The 15,801-nt window shown below is 55.2% G+C and carries 16 protein-coding genes; 11 read left to right on the forward strand and 5 right to left on the reverse strand.

Annotated features, from left to right (window positions below; genetic code table 11):
• Positions 1–25: 25 nt before the first annotated feature.
• Positions 26–2,554, reverse strand: coding sequence for a DNA internalization-related competence protein ComEC/Rec2 (locus tag ACN0RL_RS04200; RefSeq protein WP_417514024.1), 2,529 nt, complete (start codon positions 2,552–2,554; stop codon positions 26–28).
• A gap of 24 nt (positions 2,555–2,578) precedes the next feature.
• Here ACN0RL_RS04200 and ACN0RL_RS04205 point away from each other — a divergent pair, with 24 nt between their 5' ends.
• Positions 2,579–3,127, forward strand: coding sequence for a DUF2062 domain-containing protein (locus ACN0RL_RS04205; RefSeq protein WP_417514026.1), 549 nt, complete (start codon positions 2,579–2,581; stop codon positions 3,125–3,127).
• Here ACN0RL_RS04205 and lolD read toward each other — a convergent pair.
• Both lolD and ACN0RL_RS04215 read right to left on the reverse strand, forming a co-directional pair.
• Positions 3,115–3,804, reverse strand: coding sequence for a lipoprotein-releasing ABC transporter ATP-binding protein LolD (lolD, locus tag ACN0RL_RS04210; protein ID WP_417514394.1), 690 nt, complete (start codon positions 3,802–3,804; stop codon positions 3,115–3,117). The two genes, ACN0RL_RS04205 and lolD, sit on opposite strands and share 13 nt — an antisense overlap.
• 13 nt (positions 3,805–3,817) lie before the next feature.
• On the reverse strand, positions 3,818–5,059 hold the full coding sequence (locus tag ACN0RL_RS04215) for a lipoprotein-releasing ABC transporter permease subunit (protein WP_417514028.1): 1,242 nt from the start codon (positions 5,057–5,059) through the stop codon (positions 3,818–3,820).
• 122 nt (positions 5,060–5,181) lie between these two features.
• Between ACN0RL_RS04215 and ACN0RL_RS04220 the strand changes: the two genes are divergently transcribed.
• The 9 genes from ACN0RL_RS04220 (at position 5,182) to infA (ending at position 12,247) form a co-directional block, all read left to right on the forward strand.
• Entirely contained in the window at positions 5,182–5,769 is a 588-nt protein-coding gene (locus ACN0RL_RS04220) for a PilZ domain-containing protein (RefSeq protein ID WP_417514030.1), read from the forward strand.
• A gap of 104 nt (positions 5,770–5,873) precedes the next feature.
• On the forward strand, positions 5,874–6,176 hold the full coding sequence (locus ACN0RL_RS04225; RefSeq protein WP_417514032.1) for a hypothetical protein: 303 nt from the start codon (positions 5,874–5,876) through the stop codon (positions 6,174–6,176).
• Between the two features lie 109 nt (positions 6,177–6,285).
• Positions 6,286–7,338 (forward strand): agmatine deiminase family protein, encoded by a 1,053-nt coding sequence (locus ACN0RL_RS04230; protein ID WP_417514034.1) that lies wholly within the window; start codon positions 6,286–6,288, stop codon positions 7,336–7,338.
• A gap of 14 nt (positions 7,339–7,352) precedes the next feature.
• Complete coding sequence (locus tag ACN0RL_RS04235; RefSeq protein WP_417514396.1) at positions 7,353–8,270, forward strand: carbon-nitrogen hydrolase; 918 nt, start codon at positions 7,353–7,355, stop codon at positions 8,268–8,270.
• A 7-nt stretch (positions 8,271–8,277) separates the two neighbouring features.
• A complete protein-coding gene (locus ACN0RL_RS04240) occupies positions 8,278–9,189 on the forward strand; it encodes an AAA family ATPase (protein WP_417514036.1) in 912 nt (303 codons plus the stop codon).
• Between the two features lie 131 nt (positions 9,190–9,320).
• On the forward strand, positions 9,321–10,274 hold the full coding sequence (gene trxB, locus ACN0RL_RS04245) for a thioredoxin-disulfide reductase (RefSeq protein ID WP_417514038.1): 954 nt from the start codon (positions 9,321–9,323) through the stop codon (positions 10,272–10,274).
• A gap of 173 nt (positions 10,275–10,447) precedes the next feature.
• Positions 10,448–11,161 carry a leucyl/phenylalanyl-tRNA--protein transferase gene (gene aat / locus ACN0RL_RS04250; RefSeq protein ID WP_417514040.1) on the forward strand — a complete coding sequence of 238 codons (714 nt, stop codon included), beginning with the start codon at positions 10,448–10,450 and terminating at the stop codon, positions 11,159–11,161.
• Positions 11,162–11,875, forward strand: a complete 714-nt coding sequence (locus ACN0RL_RS04255; protein ID WP_417514042.1) for an arginyltransferase — start codon at positions 11,162–11,164, stop codon at positions 11,873–11,875.
• A 153-nt stretch (positions 11,876–12,028) separates the two neighbouring features.
• A complete protein-coding gene (infA, locus tag ACN0RL_RS04260) occupies positions 12,029–12,247 on the forward strand; it encodes a translation initiation factor IF-1 (protein WP_166255363.1) in 219 nt (72 codons plus the stop codon).
• A gap of 93 nt (positions 12,248–12,340) precedes the next feature.
• Here the strand turns inward: infA and clpA are convergent, their stop codons facing one another.
• Entirely contained in the window at positions 12,341–14,611 is a 2,271-nt protein-coding gene (gene clpA / locus ACN0RL_RS04265; RefSeq protein WP_417514045.1) for an ATP-dependent Clp protease ATP-binding subunit ClpA, read from the reverse strand.
• Positions 14,612–14,629: 18 nt separating this feature from the next.
• Positions 14,630–14,989, reverse strand: a complete 360-nt coding sequence (gene clpS, locus ACN0RL_RS04270; RefSeq protein WP_072797840.1) for an ATP-dependent Clp protease adapter ClpS — start codon at positions 14,987–14,989, stop codon at positions 14,630–14,632.
• 324 nt (positions 14,990–15,313) lie between these two features.
• Between clpS and cspD the strand changes: the two genes are divergently transcribed.
• Entirely contained in the window at positions 15,314–15,625 is a 312-nt protein-coding gene (gene cspD / locus ACN0RL_RS04275; RefSeq protein ID WP_417514047.1) for a cold shock domain-containing protein CspD, read from the forward strand.
• The last annotated feature ends 176 nt before the right edge of the window (positions 15,626–15,801 follow it).

Genomic DNA, 15,801 nt, shown 5'->3' on the forward strand with positions numbered 1-15,801 from the left:
GCCTGCCGAGGCCACACCCGGAATGTCACAGTATTTTACACTGGTCTCTGGTCAGGCCAGGGCCACTGATCCAGAAGGGGCCCTGATGTCGGGATTCCTGAATTTTAACGGCGTCGCCCGAAATCGTCATAACAAGCGCGCCCGAACAGGCTGTGTTGAATGCCTCGACGCCCGCTTCCCGGTAACGAGCCGTTATGTCCCGGTGAGGGTGCCCGTATCGATGCCGGTAACCGGCAGTATAGATCACCGTGTCCGGGCTGAGCGCACTGATCCAGGCAGTGGAAGATGATGTTTTGCTGCCGTGATGAGGTGCAATCAGTACGAGTTCCGCCGGAGGATTCGCGGCTAATTTTTTCTCACTTGCGCGCAGATAAAGGGACTCGGTAGCAGTGCTGATATCGCCCGGGAAAATCCATTCAATGCCGGACTTCTTATCCCGGGCAATCAGAACACAGGACGCATCGTTCCCGTTTAACCTGCCATTTGCTTGCCAGAAGGAAAGCGACAATTCGTTTGTCAGATTCTCTTCGCCAGCGCAGCTGTGGACCTGAACCTTTAAGGGTTCTCGGCCCTCAGAGCGCCGATCTAATTTTTCTCGAACAGCCTCAGGCTCACCAGTCAGGATTCGGCCTATTTCAAATTCATCAATAAGCAGCCCGATACCGCCGGCGTGATCGCTATCGGCATGGCTTATCACCAACGTATCAATCCTTCTTATACCCAGCGCCCGAAGATTGGGCAGAAGTACCGACTCTGCAGCCGAGAAAACACCTTTCACTTCCGGCCCTGTGTCGTATAGCAATACTTTGTCTCCGGCCCGAAGCATCGCTGAGAGCCCCTGGCCGACATCCCACACCCGCACTTCCGGACTCGCAATCCGCGGGTTGCCAGTATCCGTTGGGGCGCTGGCCGCAATTACCCACGCCAACACAAAAAAAGTCCCGGTAGTGCGAAACAGCCTGATCGGAACTGTGATAATGAGCATCACCAGCAAACCCAGAAAGGCAATCTCCGGAAGGGTTCCTTCAACATTTAGCCAGTTCATGCCTGCAAACCACTCAAGAAAGGTCCACATCACCCCAAGTACCGAGTCCATTGCCGGAACAACCAGGCTCGATATGCCGGGGAAAAGGGCTACTGCAAGCCCACCCGCAATCAATGCGGGCATCACCACCAGCGAGACCCAGGGAATTGCGAGAACATTGGCAAGCAACCCGGCCACTGGCTGCCCCTGCCCCGTCACTTCAAGAATCGGCCAGAGCCCGGCGAACACCGCACCCTGGGCGAGGACGAGGCCGGCGAGCCAACCGGTTCCACCCAAACGGCCGGCAAAGACACAAATAAGAACGGAAACTGCCCCAAAGGACAGCCAGAAACCCTGGTCCAGCGGGGCAAACGGATCCAGCAGAAGAACCAGCCCGAGCGCAATAACGATGGAATGCCCGGCGGACACCTGCCTCGCCATCAACAGCAACCAGCCACCGACCGTCACCATAACAAGCGCCCTTCGGGTGGGTACTGTAAAACCGGCAGCGAGCGCATAGAGCGTGCAACACAGAACAACCGCAAGGAAGACCCCGAAGCGCACGGAGTCTTCGCTCATGCGGTAAGTGGATATTGCCAGCAGAAGCCTACGCGCCACAAAGCCCGCACCCAGCGCTACCAACCCCAGATGAAGGCCCGAGATAGCTACAAGATGGATGGTGCCGGTTGCTTTCAACACCTCCCAATGCCGGGAGGAAAGGTGTCCACGGTTACCGATCAGCAGCGACGCAATCAATGGGTGGTGTCGGGCATCCGCGAATTGCGTATCAACCCATTGCGCCAGCCCGATATGAAAACGGTGATACTGACATCTGATTGAACAGACGACAGAAGGATCCGGCTCAGCACTGCGCACACTGCCGGTTGCCCGGTAGCCTTTACGAAACAGCCAGTCCTCGTAGCGAAAACCAACAGGATTCAGGGCGCCATGGGGCTTTTTAAGCACAACCTCCAGACGCAAGCGGTGATCCGGAAGAGCATCCGCAGGCTTACCATACCAGGCCAGACGCAACCTTTTTGGCAGAGTGCTGTGACGCTCCGGGATCCGTGAATGCCCGTACCACCGGGTTACGCAGAAGCTGAAACGAATGCTTTCAAAGCTGCCGGCCTGGGGAAGATTACAAACGTAGCCGGAAATAACAGTTTTTTCGCCCTCAAGACCCGAGGGAAGCCGCTGTTCGAGGCGTTCATGTGCCCACAAGCCCGCCCATGCAACACCCAGAACAAAACCGAACAAAAAGGCCCGTACGAGCGGGAATGGCCGCAGATGTTTCGGTAAAAACCATAATAAAGTTGGAAGTGTGCACCCGAGCAGCCACACTGATGGTGGCAACACCGTCAATCTATAAAGTAAGATGACGCCGCAGGAAAAGGCGAAGACGCACAGTACTGCAGGAAACGCAGAGCCCTGCGAACCAGACAAACCAGAGCCATTGAAAGAGCTTCCGGACAATCCTTGTCCTCCCGATGATGTTATCCGTCGGCGACATCCTTGGCGCCGGAATTTCATTCTACTTTAAGGTAGAGTTCCCCAATGCCGAAGAAGTTCATCAAACGATATCTGCCATCACCTGAAAAGGTGCAAGCGATGCAGTCGCTTGGATTTCTTGGCGATATCCTGAATGAACCCAACCTCTGGCATATCAACCGTCACAGCGTTGCCCGGGCGTTTCTGATCGGTATATTTTTCTGCTTTATTCCCATGCCGTTCCAGATGCTTGCAGCAGGCTTCTTTGCCATCTGGTTTAACGCCAACCTGCCTTTATCTGTAGTGCTGGTATGGATCAGTAACCCCATTACCATGCCGCCCATGTTTTACTTCAATTACAAAGTAGGCGCCTGGGCACTTAACCGACCGGTTTTGAGCTTCGATTTTCAGCTTTCATGGCCGTGGATCAGCGAGCGCTTGCTGGACATCGGCATTCCGCTGTATCTGGGCTCGTTGATCATAGCCACGATTTCAGCTTGCCTGGCGTACCTCGCAATACAGTTTATCTGGCGCCGGAAAATCCGCACCGATTGGCAGCTGCGCCGCAGCGCCCGTCAAGAGCTCCGGCGCGCATCGCGCGATCAGGCCTCCTGAACCAGCCTGCCCTGCTCCAGCCTCAGAACCCGCCCGAGACTTCTGGCCATCTTCATATCGTGGGTGACCATAACAAAAGCAATCCCGAACTGATCCCGCAGAGACTCTATGAGCTCCCGCACACCTTCACCCGTGTGCTCATCAAGATTACCCGTAGGCTCGTCCATCAGCACACAATCCGGCTCATTGACCAGAGCTCGGGCAATCGCAACACGTTGGCGCTCGCCACCGGAAAGCTCACCAGGCTTATGCTCCAGACGCTCAGCAAGCCCGACCCTTTGCAAAATTGATTGTGCGCGCGAACGTGCATCGCTAATGGCCGTTCCCCCCAGGGCACAAGGCATCATGACGTTCTCAAGCGCTGTAAATTCCGGCAACAGATGATGGAACTGGTAAACGAAGCCCAGGTGACGATTGCGAAAGCGCGCCCGCCCGGCCTCGGACAACCGGTGAATGTGCTTGCCACAGATTGAGATTTCCCCGGACGACGGCTTATCCAGCCCGCCCAGGAGGTTCAGCAGGGTTGTTTTTCCGGCACCGCTGCTTCCCACGATCGCAACGGTTTCACCTGCCGTGACTTCCAGTGAGATATCAGAAAAGATGGTCAGTTTTTCCGGGCCCTGAGTGTAGGTCCGGGTTACCTGACGGCAGTCGATCACCAGAGGGACATCCTTCATGTCACCGTTTTCCTTATTCATAACGCAGAGCCTCTGCAGGATCTATCCGCGACGCTCTCCACGCCGGATAAATGGTTGCCAGCAAGCTCATGGCAAGACCGGCGCCGCTGATAACCGCCACATCCTGCCATTGCAACTGGGAGGGCAGATAACTGATGAAGTACACGTCTGCACTCAGGAACTCGTGCCCCAGAACGCCTTCCAGCCAGGAAATAAACGCACTGATGTTCAGCGCACCCAGAATACCGAGCGAAGTACCAATCAGCGTGCCGAAAATTCCGATAACGGCCCCCTGAACGATAAAGATCCTCATGATACGACCCGGTGTTGCTCCCATGGTACGGAGAATAGCGATGTCTGCTGTTTTGTCGGTCACCACCATGACCAATGTCGACACAATGTTGAACGCCGCAACCGCCACAATAAACATCAGCAACAGCCCGATCATGGTTTTCTCCATGCGGATGGCCTGGAACAGGTTGCCGTGGGTTCGGGTCCAGTCTGAAATATAGTACCGACCAGAAAGCTCTCTCGCCGCCTCTTCCGCGACTCTCGGCGCAGCAAACAGGTCATCAACAAGTAGCCGCACGCCTTGAGCTTTACCGCCGGTTCGCATCAGCTTTGCTGCATCATCCATGTGGATAAGCGTGTAATTGCCATCCAGTTCGGCGCCAACACTGAAAACGCCCTTAACCGTAAAGCGCTTTAAGCGCGGCAACACACCGGCAGGTGTTACCGAGGCTTCAGGTAGCACCACGGTTACTTTGTCACCCAACTGCAAGCGCAGGCTGGCCGCCATGCTGCGACCTACGATAATCCCGAATTCGCCCGAAACCAGATCATCCAGCTTGCCCTCAATCATGTGGTTCTCGATGATTGAAACCGTGCGCTCCTCCTCCGGCAAAACGCCATTGAGCATGACTCCACGTACATCGCCACCACCGGTAACCATGCCCTGGCCCTGAATAAACGGAGCCGCAGCAAGAACCCTGGGGTGCTGCTGCACCTGGGCATCCACTGTCTCCCAGTCGTCCAGAGGCCCACTGCCCTGAATAATGGCATGAGGGACCATGCCGAGGATCCTCTGTTTGAGCTCACGGTCGAATCCGTTCATCACGGACAACACGATGATCAATACGGCAACACCAAGCATCAGACCGATCATGGATGTAAGCGAGATGAACGAGATAAAGTGGTTACGCCGTTTGGCCGCGGTATAGCGCAAGCCGATATAAAACGATAAGGGTCTGAACATGAGGAGGTGCCTGTCGCTACCTTCGGGTCAATCGTGGTCTGGAATTCCCGGCGGCCTTTCAGCACGACGGGAAACTGCTAAACTTTTACTATTGGCTATCATTCTTGATCCCGGAGCCCTGAATGCACACCCGAGACACACCGTCCGAACCGGCAGGCTACGTGCCTGAGCGTCGGGAATTCTACCGCATCGAAGACCGGATTGGCCTGGAACTCAATAAACTGGCGCCTTCGGCCGGGCTCGACGAAAATGTTTTTAACGTCGATCATCTCGAAATCCTGGAGGCGGAGTTCAGGCGCCTTGATCAGGACATCAAATCCCAGCTTGCCAGCCTTGCGGATCAGGATCGCTTGCTCACAGGGCTGATAAAGTCCCTGAATGGCAAGCTGGACACGCTTGCGCGCATTATGGCCTTTCAGCAAAATCCCTTGCAACCTGGGGACTGGCAGGACGTTACGCTGAGCGAAGGAGGCCTGGCGTTTTGCGCAAGCCCGCAGGCATGGCAAACTGGCGACAGGCTTGCCGTTCGTATGACCTTGCCGCCCGAACTTTCCCAGCCCCGTGCGATCGCACAGGTTCTGGATATACAGGCTGATGAAACAGGCAGCGTAAGGGTTCATACCGGTTTTATCCGGATTCAGGACAGCGATCGCCAGCAAATAGCCCGACATGTGATGCGGTGGCAGATTCGCCAGCGGCAAAAAGAGTAGACTGGCGAAAACATGTGACTTTTACCCGAATTTCTCGGATATTACGTTTTATCCATGTCACCGGAGCATGTGCCGGCGACCCCAGTATTAGTGGAGAACCATCAATGACAGTAAAGCGAGCCCTGACTGGCACACTGGCAACGGCAATACTACTCACTCTGGCACCGGTTTCCGGCGCGTTTGCCGAAGAGCTTCGCGTACCCGTTGGCAGTCAGGCGGACAGAAGCCAGCAAAGTGTACCCCGGACGGGAATGACACAAGCTTCAGTGAAAGCTTCCTGGGGCGAGCCGGCGAACGTTGAAGGCCCTGTCGGGCAACCTCCGATCAGCCAGTGGCATTACGGTAAATTTGTGGTCTATTTCGAAAATGACCGCGTTATACACTCCGTACTGACACCCCAGCGCTGATATTATCAAGCATAGCGTTTTTCCCGCCCGCCACTCCGGGCACATACCCTGACGATATGCCGCCGTTTCTATAGAATGGCGGCTTTTGCAATTTTAAGGTGACTGTAAAGTGACATCCTTACGCGTGTTGCCCGCTGAGTGGGCGCCCCAAAGCGCCGTTGTGCTTACCTGGCCCCACCCAGGTACTGACTGGGCAGGGATGCTTGATGAGGCTGAACCGGTATTTCTTGAAATTGCCCGTTCGGTTCTTCGCTTTGAACACCTGGTCATCAGCTGTGAACACGTCATTCGACTGCAGGATCTTGAGCGCGAGCTCAACACCTGGGCCGACCAGCAAGGTCTGCCGGGGCGAGTGTTTGCCGTGCCGGCACCGGCGAACGACACCTGGGCCCGCGACCATGGCCCGATCACCGTGCTCACGGATAAAAAGCCCGCCTTGCTGGATTTTCGCTTTAACGCCTGGGGCGGCAAATTCCCCTGGGAAAAAGACGATGCTCTCAACCGTCATCTCGCCAATTTCGGAGTATTCAAAGCTACACCCATGCAAGCGGTGGATTTTGTTCTTGAAGGCGGCTCCATCGAATCAGATGGCGAAGGTACCCTGCTGACGACCAGCGAATGCCTTCTGACACCTTCGCGCAACGGCTCTATGGATCGAGGCGCCATTGAGCAGTTGCTGTCCGAGATGCTGGGGGCGGAGCGCATTCTGTGGCTTAACCATGGCTATCTGGCGGGGGATGATACCGATAGCCACATAGACACACTGGCCCGTTTTTGTGCGCCGGACCATATCTGCTATGTCACCTGCCCGGATGTGGCCGATGAACATTACAGCGCGCTGGCTGCAATGGAAGAAGACCTTCAGGAATTCCGACAGCGCGATGGCACGCCATACAAGCTGACTGCACTGCCATGGCCGGACCCGGTATTTGGCGATGACAATGAACGTCTTCCCGCTACTTATGCCAACTTTTTGATCATAAATGGCGCCGTTCTTCTGCCAGTCTATGGTGTGCCTCAGGATGACGAAGCCATCCGTATCATCGGTCGGATTTTCTCTGGCCGGGAAATCATTCCCATAAACTGCCGGACGCTGGTGAAACAACACGGTAGCTTGCATTGTGTCACCATGCAGATTCCGGAGGGAGTCGTTACTTTATGAGCCGTAACCCACAAATGCGTTCGCGCCCTGGCCCACTCGCAATTGCCGCCGTTCAGCAGGCATGCAGTAAAGACAAGGCTGCCAGTCTGGCAACAACTGAAATGCTGGTTCGTGAGGCGGCAACAGGCGGGGCCCAGCTGATTATCCTGCAGGAACTTCACGCAACTCAGTACTTTTGCCAGTCTGAGGATACCAGCATATTCGACCTGGCCGAGCCCATCCCCGGCCCCACCACCGAACGGCTTTCGGATCTTGCACGGGAACTGGGTATTGTTCTCGTCGGTTCTGTTTTTGAGCGGCGCATGAATGGCGTTTACCACAACACCGCAGTCGTCATCGAAACCGATGGCTCCATCGCCGGCCTGTATCGAAAAATGCACATTCCGGACGATCCCGGGTTTTATGAGAAGTTCTATTTCACACCTGGTGATGCACAGTTCAACGATGGCCGAAACGGCTTTTCACCCATAGAGACCTCAGTGGGCAAGCTGGGCGTTCTCGTATGCTGGGATCAGTGGTATCCCGAAGCCGCCCGCCTGATGGCTCTTGCAGGTGCAGAGATACTCATTTACCCCACTGCCATAGGCTGGGACATCACCGATGACCCGGACGAACAGGCCCGCCAGCTGGAGGCCTGGGTAACCGTTCAGCGCGGTCATGCTGTGGCCAATAATCTTCCAGTGGTCGCGCCCAACCGGGTTGGTACCGAACCGGACCCCACCGGACACTCCGATGGTATCCGCTTCTGGGGTAACAGTTTTATCTGCGGCCCCCAGGGAGAGTTTCTGGCCCGGGCTGATGACAGCACCGAGTGCATCCTGAGCGTCACACTTGATCGCAACCGCAGTGAATCGATTCGACGCATCTGGCCGTATTTCAGAGACCGACGTATCGACGCCTATGGCGACATTCTCAAAAGAGTGAGGGACTGAAAGCGGCATGAAAAACCTGGTAGACACCGTTGTTACGGAACTGAATCAGATTCTGCTTGGCAAGGAGCGCCAGGTTCGCCTTGCCCTCTGCGGCCTGCTGGGCCGGGGCCACTTACTGATTGAAGACATCCCCGGAATGGGAAAAACAACTCTGTCCCACGCTCTGGCCAAAGTCATGGGGCTCAGCTACCAGCGTATCCAGTTCACTAACGACCTGCTTCCCGCAGACGTACTGGGCTACTCCATGTACGACAAACAGGCCGGCAGCCTGGTATTCCATCCCGGACCCATTTTTGCTCAGGTTGTGCTGGCAGATGAGATCAACCGGGCCTCTCCACGAACACAGAGTGCTTTACTGGAAGCCATGGAGGAGCGCCAGGTTTCCATCGAAGGCGAAACCCGCCCGCTGCCGCATCCGTTCTTCGTTATCGCAACCCAGAATCCGACGGAGCAAGGCGGTACCTATCCGCTACCGGAATCACAGCTCGACCGCTTCCTGATGCGGATACGTCTTGGCTACCCCGACCCCAGAGCCGAGCGGGAACTTCTGGAAGGTGAAGATCGCCGGGTTATGACCGATCGGCTCGACACACTGCTCTCCGAAGCAGATCTCGCAAAACTCCAGGACGAAGTAGCCCGCGTGACTGCAAGCCCGGCACTGCTGGACTATATTCAGCGCCTTCTCGAACAGAGTCGCCGGATGCCCGGAGTGCTTTATGGCTTGTCACCGAGAGCCGGGCTGGGATTGCTCAGGGCCTCAAAAGCCTGGGCCCTGATGGAAGGCCGCCAACACGTTCTGCCAGATGATATTCAGGCTGTCTTCCCGTCGGTTGCCGAGCACCGTCTCGAGCAAGGTGAATCCGGCAAAAGCGCCGAACGCGTACGACAACTGCTGACTACAGTATCCGTACTGGAGTGAATAGCTAAGCTTTATCAGCAGAATTGGCCAAAACAAATGGCAGCCCGCTGCTTTCGTGATAGCCTTTTGGCCTTCCTCGTAATACTGGCTCTGAAAAAGCCTGACACGTACCAAATCAGTGAGAGACATCCATGAGCGAAACCAAGCATTCCCGGCTGATCATCCTCGGCTCCGGCCCTGCCGGATACACCGCTGCCGTCTATGCAGCCAGGGCGAACCTGAACCCGACCCTGATCACCGGTATTGAAGTCGGCGGCCAGCTCACCACCACCACCGACGTCGACAACTGGCCCGGCGACAATGATGGCGTACAGGGCCCGGAACTCATGCAGCGTATGCTCAAACACGCCGAGCGCTTCGAAACCAGCATCGTTTACGACACCATCAGCGAAGCCGACCTGCAGAGCCGCCCTTTCCGCCTTAAAGGCGACAGCGGCGAATACACCTGCGACGCCCTTATCATCGCCACCGGTGCATCCGCTATGTACCTGGGCCTGGAATCCGAAGAAAAATTCAAAGGCCAGGGCGTATCTGCCTGCGCCACCTGCGACGGATTCTTCTACAAAAAACAGAAAGTTGCTGTTATCGGCGGCGGCAACACCGCCGTTGAAGAAGCCCTGTACCTCTCCAACATCGCCGCAGAAGTCACACTGGTTCATCGCCGTGACAGCCTGCGCGCCGAGAAAATCCTGCAGGACAAACTTTTTGAAAAAGCCGAAAACGGCAACGTTAACATCGTCTGGGATCACACCCTCGACGAAGTCCTGGGCGACGGCACCGGCGTAACCGGCATGCGCATCAGAAGCATGAAAGACGACTCCAAACAGGATCTGGACCTGGCCGGCGTCTTCATCGCCATCGGACACAAGCCCAACACCGGCTTGTTCGAAGGCCAACTCGACATGGAAAACGGCTACATCAAAATCCGCTCAGGTCTGGAAGGCATGGCCACCCAAAGCAGCATCCCGGGCGTATTTGCCGCCGGCGACGTAGCCGACCACGTTTACCGCCAGGCTGTGACTTCCGCAGGCTTCGGTTGCATGGCGGCACTTGATGCTGAGAAGTTTCTGGATCAGCAGGATTAGTCCGGACTGAGCTACACTGAACGAAGGTAACTCTTTCGCCGATAAGGCAGGTGGGGGCCGGCTTTCTGAAACTGTGCGGAGCCATGGATGGCGGAGCCAAGCGTACACGGACGTATTCACAGCGTGTTTCAGAGAGCCGGCCCCCACCTGCCGACACCTCCAAGTTATAGAGAATGACCTCACTACCCTGGCTAGACCCCGACCAACTGTGGTTCCCCCCAGCCGAAGAAGCCCTCGACGACCCCGATGGCCTCCTCGCGCTGGGAGGCGACCTCTCCACAGAGCGGCTGATCCTCGCGTACCGAAGCGGCATCTTCCCCTGGTACAGCGAGGAGCAGCCCATACTCTGGTGGTCTCCAGACCCCCGCTGCGTCCTCTTCCCCGAAGACATCCACATATCCCGCAGCCTTCGCAGAACCCTCAACCAACGTCGCTTTCACGTCACCGCTGATCAGGCCTTTGGTCGCATTATCCGCCTGTGCGCTTCCACCCGCAGTGAAGGCACATGGATAACCGACGACATGATAGCCAGCTATTCCAGCCTGCACCGCCAGGGCGTTGCCCACTCCATCGAGGTGTGGAACCGGAACGGTGAACTGGCCGGCGGTATGTACGGGATAGCAATAGGGCAATGCTTCTTCGGCGAATCCATGTTTTCCCTGGAAACAAATGCATCCAAAGTGCTGATGGTTCACCTGGCCCACCAACTGCAAGACTGGGGCTATCGAGTAATGGACTGCCAGGTGGAAAGCGACCACCTGATTACCATGGGCGCCCGCACCATACCCAGAAGCGAGTTTTTATCTATAATCGGTGCATACGCAGATCGAAAACCGGATCAGCCCGACTGGACATTCAACTGGCAATGGCGCGGGCCGGAGGCATGAATGAGTAGTCTCAGAACCCTGGTATTCTTTGCAACACCTGCCCACGATTGCAGCTATCTACCCGATCGCGAAGCAACTACCATGTTCGTCGATCCACGGGCTCACATCGACAAAAAGCTATACAGCCAACTTACGTCACTGGGCTTCCGGCGTAGCGGCTCTCATTATTACCGCCCTCATTGCGAACTCTGCAACGCATGTATCCCGGTTCGGCTGAACGTAAACGAATTCCGCCCGGACCGCAGCCAGCGCCGTGTTCTTAAAAAGAACAGTGACCTGGAGTGCAAACTTGTACCCGCGGCTTTCAGTGAAAGCTACTACAAGCTTTACGCCAACTATGTTGAGCTGAGGCACAAAGACGGCGACATGTATCCACCCTCGCGAGAACAGTTCACTTCTTTTCTTGTGGAAGGCTCTACAGATTCCTGGTTTCTGGAGATGCGCATAGACGGAGAACTGGTCGCCCTTGCGGCAGTGGACGCGCTGGATGACGGGCTCTCGGCCATTTACACCGTGTTCGACCCGGCTTTTGAACACCGAAGCCTGGGAACCTTTGCTGTGCTATGGCAAATCGAAGAGACCCAGCGGCGCAATCTGCCTCACCTATACCTCGGCTACTGGATAAAGCAGTGCAGGAAGATGAACTACAAAACCCGCTTCAGGCCTATAGAGGCTCTGCAGAATGGCCATTGGAGAACTATAGATGTCGCTTAGTGTCAGCTTTTGGTTGAAAATAGCCTGAAAACCGGCGCCTGAGCGCCTTTTTCCTGAGCAGCCAACCAACTCACTTTGCCAAACGCTTACAAATCAGGCAGAATTGCGCAATTTAAAATTACGGAAAGTATTCCCAACAGAGGTTTCTACTGAATGGCGAAGTCAGATGCTATTGAAATGGAAGGTGTTATTCTTGATACCCTTCCCAACACCATGTTTCGGGTTGAGCTGAGCAATGGTCATGTTGTTACCGCTCACATTTCTGGCAAGATGCGTAAAAACTATATCCGCATCCTGACCGGCGACAAGGTCAAGGTTGAGTTGACGCCTTACGATCTGAGTAAAGGCCGGATTGTGTACCGCGCCCGCTAAGATCTCAGCGACGCCCAGAAAGCATAAAAAAAACCGCTGCGTTAATGCAGCGGTTTTTTTGTGGACGGTTTAAAAGCCGAACCGGCAACCGACTCAGACGGCTTCCGCTGGCTCGGCCTCATACTCGAATACCAGCTCATCATCCTTGAGGTGGATAAACACATCGCCACCCTTCTCGGATAAACGGCCAAACAGGATTTGCTCCGCAAGCGGACGCTTGATCTTGTCCTGAATCAGACGCGACATCGGGCGGGCTCCCATCGTGACATCATAGCCTTTGTCCGCCAGCCAGAACTTCGCGGCATCATCCACATGAAGCACAACGTGCTTTTCATCCAGCTGTGCCTGCAACTCGGTCAGGAACTTGTCCACAACATGTGTGATAGTGTTCCTCTGCAAGTCACCGAACTGAATAATGCTATCCAGGCGGTTACGGAACTCCGGCGTGAAGGTCTTGCTGATAATTTCCATGCCATCACTGCTGTGATCCTGCTCGCTGAAGCCCATCGAACGGCGTGCCATACTCTCAGCACCGGCGTTAGTGGTCATTACGAGAATCACGTGGCGGAAATCCGCTTTGCGCCCGTTATTATCGGTCAGGGTCCCGTGATCCATCACCTGCAGAAGCAGATTGAACACCTCGGGGTGCGCCTTCTCGATTTCATCCAGCAGCAAAACACAGTGAGGATGCTTGTTGACGGCTTCTGTTAACAGGCCACCCTGATCATAACCAACGTACCCCGGAGGCGCGCCAATCAAACGGGAAACCGTGTGGCGCTCCATATACTCGGACATATCGAATCGAACCAGCTCGACACCGAGCGCTTTCGCAAGCTGCTTGGTCACCTCCGTTTTACCAACACCCGTAGGACCGGCAAACAGGAAAGAACCTTCCGGCTTCTCCGGCGCTTTCAGGCCGGCACGCGCCAGCTTGATTGCCATTGTCAGGGATTCAATAGCCGGATCCTGCCCGAAGACCACCATCTTGAGATCCCGCTCCAGATTCCGTAACAGATCCTTGTCGCTGGTAGACACGTTCTTGGGCGGAATACGAGCAATCTTGGCAACAACTTCCTCGATTTCCGACACATCAACCGTTTTCAGGCGTTTCTCCTCGGGCATCAGGCGCTGGCGTGCGCCGGCCTCATCGATCACGTCGATGGCTTTATCCGGCAAGTGACGGTCGGTGATGTAACGATCCGCAAGCTCCGCCGCCACGCGAAGCGCCTGGTCTGTATATTTCAGGTCGTGGTGCTTTTCAAAGTTCGGCTTCAGGCCTTTCAGTATCTGATAGGTATCTTCAACGCTGGGCTCGTTCACATCAATTTTCTGAAAACGACGGGCCAGCGCACTGTCCTTCTCGAAAATGCCCCGGAACTCCTGGTATGTGGTGGAACCGATGCAGCGGATTTCTCCTGAACTCAGCATAGGTTTGAGCAGGTTCGAAGCATCCATGACTCCGCCAGACGCGGATCCCGCACCGATAATGGTGTGGATTTCGTCAATGAACAGTATCGCGTGCTTTTCTTTTTTCAGATCCGCGAGCAGCCCCTTGAGGCGCTTCTCGAAATCGCCACGGTACTTGGTTCCGGCAAGCAGAGCACCAAGATCCAGAGAGTACACAACGCCATCAGCGATGATATCTGGTACCTGCCCATCAACAATGCGCTTGGCCAGGCCTTCTGCAATCGCAGTTTTACCGACACCGGCCTCACCGACCAGCAACGGATTGTTCTTGCGGCGGCGCACCAGAATCTGCACCACTCGCTCGACCTCATGCTCTCGGCCAATCAGAGGATCAATACGACCCTGGCGAGCCTGCTCATTCAGGTTGGTTGCATAATTTTCCAGTGGCTTGGACTGGCCACCTTCTTCACCTGCCTCATCGTGAGAGATCTGCTCATGCCCATCCTGATCTTCCGCTCTCTGCACCCGGGAAATTCCGTGGGATACAAAGTTCACAACATCAATGCGAGCAACACTCTGTTTCTTGAGCACGTACACAGCCTGGCTTTCCTGCTCACTGAAAATGGCAACCAGAACATTGGCACCGGTAACCTCTTTTTTACCGGAGGATTGCACATGGAAAACTGCGCGCTGCAACACTCGCTGAAAGCCAAGCGTTGGCTGAGTCTCGCGCTCGTCGTCGCTGCTCGGGATCAGTGGCGTTGTGGAGTCCACAAATTCGACCAGCTCATCATGAAGCTGCTTGAGATCTGCCCCACAGGCTTTGAGAACACCCACCGCCGATTCGTTGTCCAGCAAAGCCAGCATCAAATGCTCCACGGTCATAAACTCATGACGCTTGTCGCGGGCACTTTTGAAGGCCGTATTCAGCGTAATTTCAAGATCTTTGCTCAGCATGGGCCACCCCGCCGTCTATCAGTCCGCACATTCAATCTCGCAAAGGAGCGGATGGTCGCATTCCGAGGAATACTGGTTCACCTGTGCCGCCTTTGTTTCCGCGATGTCCCGGGTATACACCCCGCATACTGCCTTTCCCTGCGTATGGACGAGCAGCATCACCTGTGTCGCCTTTTCTTCATTCATCCCGAAGAATGTTGTCAGCACATCCACAACAAAATCCATGGGTGTGTAATCATCGTTCAGAAGCATCACCTTGTACTGAGATGGACGCTTCAGCGCAGGCTTTTCGGGAGCAACGCTGAGGTCATCGTGACGCCCCGGCTGTTCATCCTCCCCCTGGTTTAATACTAGTAGAGAATTTTCGATAGTCCGCATCATTCTTTACCGCTTATCGGTACCTTATATCAATGTGGTTGTCCGGCCCCGGGTTTTCAAGTCAGATCCCTGCCCGGGGATGAGATAATTACCTATACGTTCATGATACCGCTTCCGGACTGCGTTCAACCACACATTACAGCAATAGAAGCTATTGACTCGACTCCGGGTTTCGCCGACAGTTAGCCTATAGTGTTAAATAATGTAAATACATGAGAGATTCATGTAACAAGATCGTCAGATGTGCGATTCCAGGACTGGTCAGCACGCGGAATATCCAATGTGACAACAACAAGTGACAGCAAAAGAACAGGGGAGTTCATCATGCCAAAAGGCAAAGTAAAGTGGTTCAACAATGCCAAAGGGTACGGTTTCATCATAGAAGATGGCTGCAGTGACGACCTGTTTGCCCACTTTTCGTCGATTCAGATGGATGGTTACAAGACGTTAAAAGCAGGTCAGGCAGTCAATTTCGACAAGAAGCCCAGCGATAAGGGTGTGCACGCTGTCAACATTGTGCCAGAGGAACAGGCCGGCGCGCCGACCCGGGCGGACATGTCGGATGCCCCGGAGCAGGCGCCCGGAGCCGCTGATGCGGATAGCGGCGACTACCCTTCCCGCGCGGCAAACGCCTGACCCACACACCGGGCTGGTTTTTCCGCTACCGAGCAATCCTGTCGGATAGAGCCGGCGGGGTCTCGCCCTTGAGCCCTGAGGGCGCAGTGCAGCGTTTGCCTTGCACTTTCAAACACAGGCTTTTCTACGTACCCTTCTGACTGATTTTCTTTTAATCTGCCCGCCCGGGAGACATC

It is taken from the genome of Marinobacter sp. (genome assembly GCF_048259445.1).
In the GTDB taxonomy this organism is placed as follows: Bacteria; Pseudomonadota; Gammaproteobacteria; order Pseudomonadales; family Oleiphilaceae; genus Marinobacter.

What these genes read in the sequence shown, in the direction of transcription:
- ACN0RL_RS04235 (WP_417514396.1), top strand. Translation starts at nt 7,353, where the DNA reads ATGCGTTCGCGCCCTGGCCCACTCGCAATTGCCGCCGTTCAGCAGGCA.
- ACN0RL_RS04240 (WP_417514036.1), top strand. Translation starts at nt 8,278, where the DNA reads ATGAAAAACCTGGTAGACACCGTTGTTACGGAACTGAATCAGATTCTG.
- lolD (WP_417514394.1), bottom strand. Translation starts at nt 3,804, where the DNA reads ATGAAGGATGTCCCTCTGGTGATCGACTGCCGTCAGGTAACCCGGACC.
- aat (WP_417514040.1), top strand. Translation starts at nt 10,448, where the DNA reads ATGACCTCACTACCCTGGCTAGACCCCGACCAACTGTGGTTCCCCCCA.
- trxB (WP_417514038.1), top strand. Translation starts at nt 9,321, where the DNA reads ATGAGCGAAACCAAGCATTCCCGGCTGATCATCCTCGGCTCCGGCCCT.
- ACN0RL_RS04215 (WP_417514028.1), bottom strand. Translation starts at nt 5,059, where the DNA reads ATGTTCAGACCCTTATCGTTTTATATCGGCTTGCGCTATACCGCGGCC.
- ACN0RL_RS04225 (WP_417514032.1), top strand. Translation starts at nt 5,874, where the DNA reads ATGACAGTAAAGCGAGCCCTGACTGGCACACTGGCAACGGCAATACTA.
- infA (WP_166255363.1), top strand. Translation starts at nt 12,029, where the DNA reads ATGGCGAAGTCAGATGCTATTGAAATGGAAGGTGTTATTCTTGATACC.
- ACN0RL_RS04200 (WP_417514024.1), bottom strand. Translation starts at nt 2,554, where the DNA reads ATGAAATTCCGGCGCCAAGGATGTCGCCGACGGATAACATCATCGGGA.
- clpS (WP_072797840.1), bottom strand. Translation starts at nt 14,989, where the DNA reads ATGCGGACTATCGAAAATTCTCTACTAGTATTAAACCAGGGGGAGGAT.
- ACN0RL_RS04220 (WP_417514030.1), top strand. Translation starts at nt 5,182, where the DNA reads ATGCACACCCGAGACACACCGTCCGAACCGGCAGGCTACGTGCCTGAG.
- cspD (WP_417514047.1), top strand. Translation starts at nt 15,314, where the DNA reads ATGCCAAAAGGCAAAGTAAAGTGGTTCAACAATGCCAAAGGGTACGGT.
- ACN0RL_RS04205 (WP_417514026.1), top strand. Translation starts at nt 2,579, where the DNA reads ATGCCGAAGAAGTTCATCAAACGATATCTGCCATCACCTGAAAAGGTG.
- clpA (WP_417514045.1), bottom strand. Translation starts at nt 14,611, where the DNA reads ATGCTGAGCAAAGATCTTGAAATTACGCTGAATACGGCCTTCAAAAGT.
- ACN0RL_RS04255 (WP_417514042.1), top strand. Translation starts at nt 11,162, where the DNA reads ATGAGTAGTCTCAGAACCCTGGTATTCTTTGCAACACCTGCCCACGAT.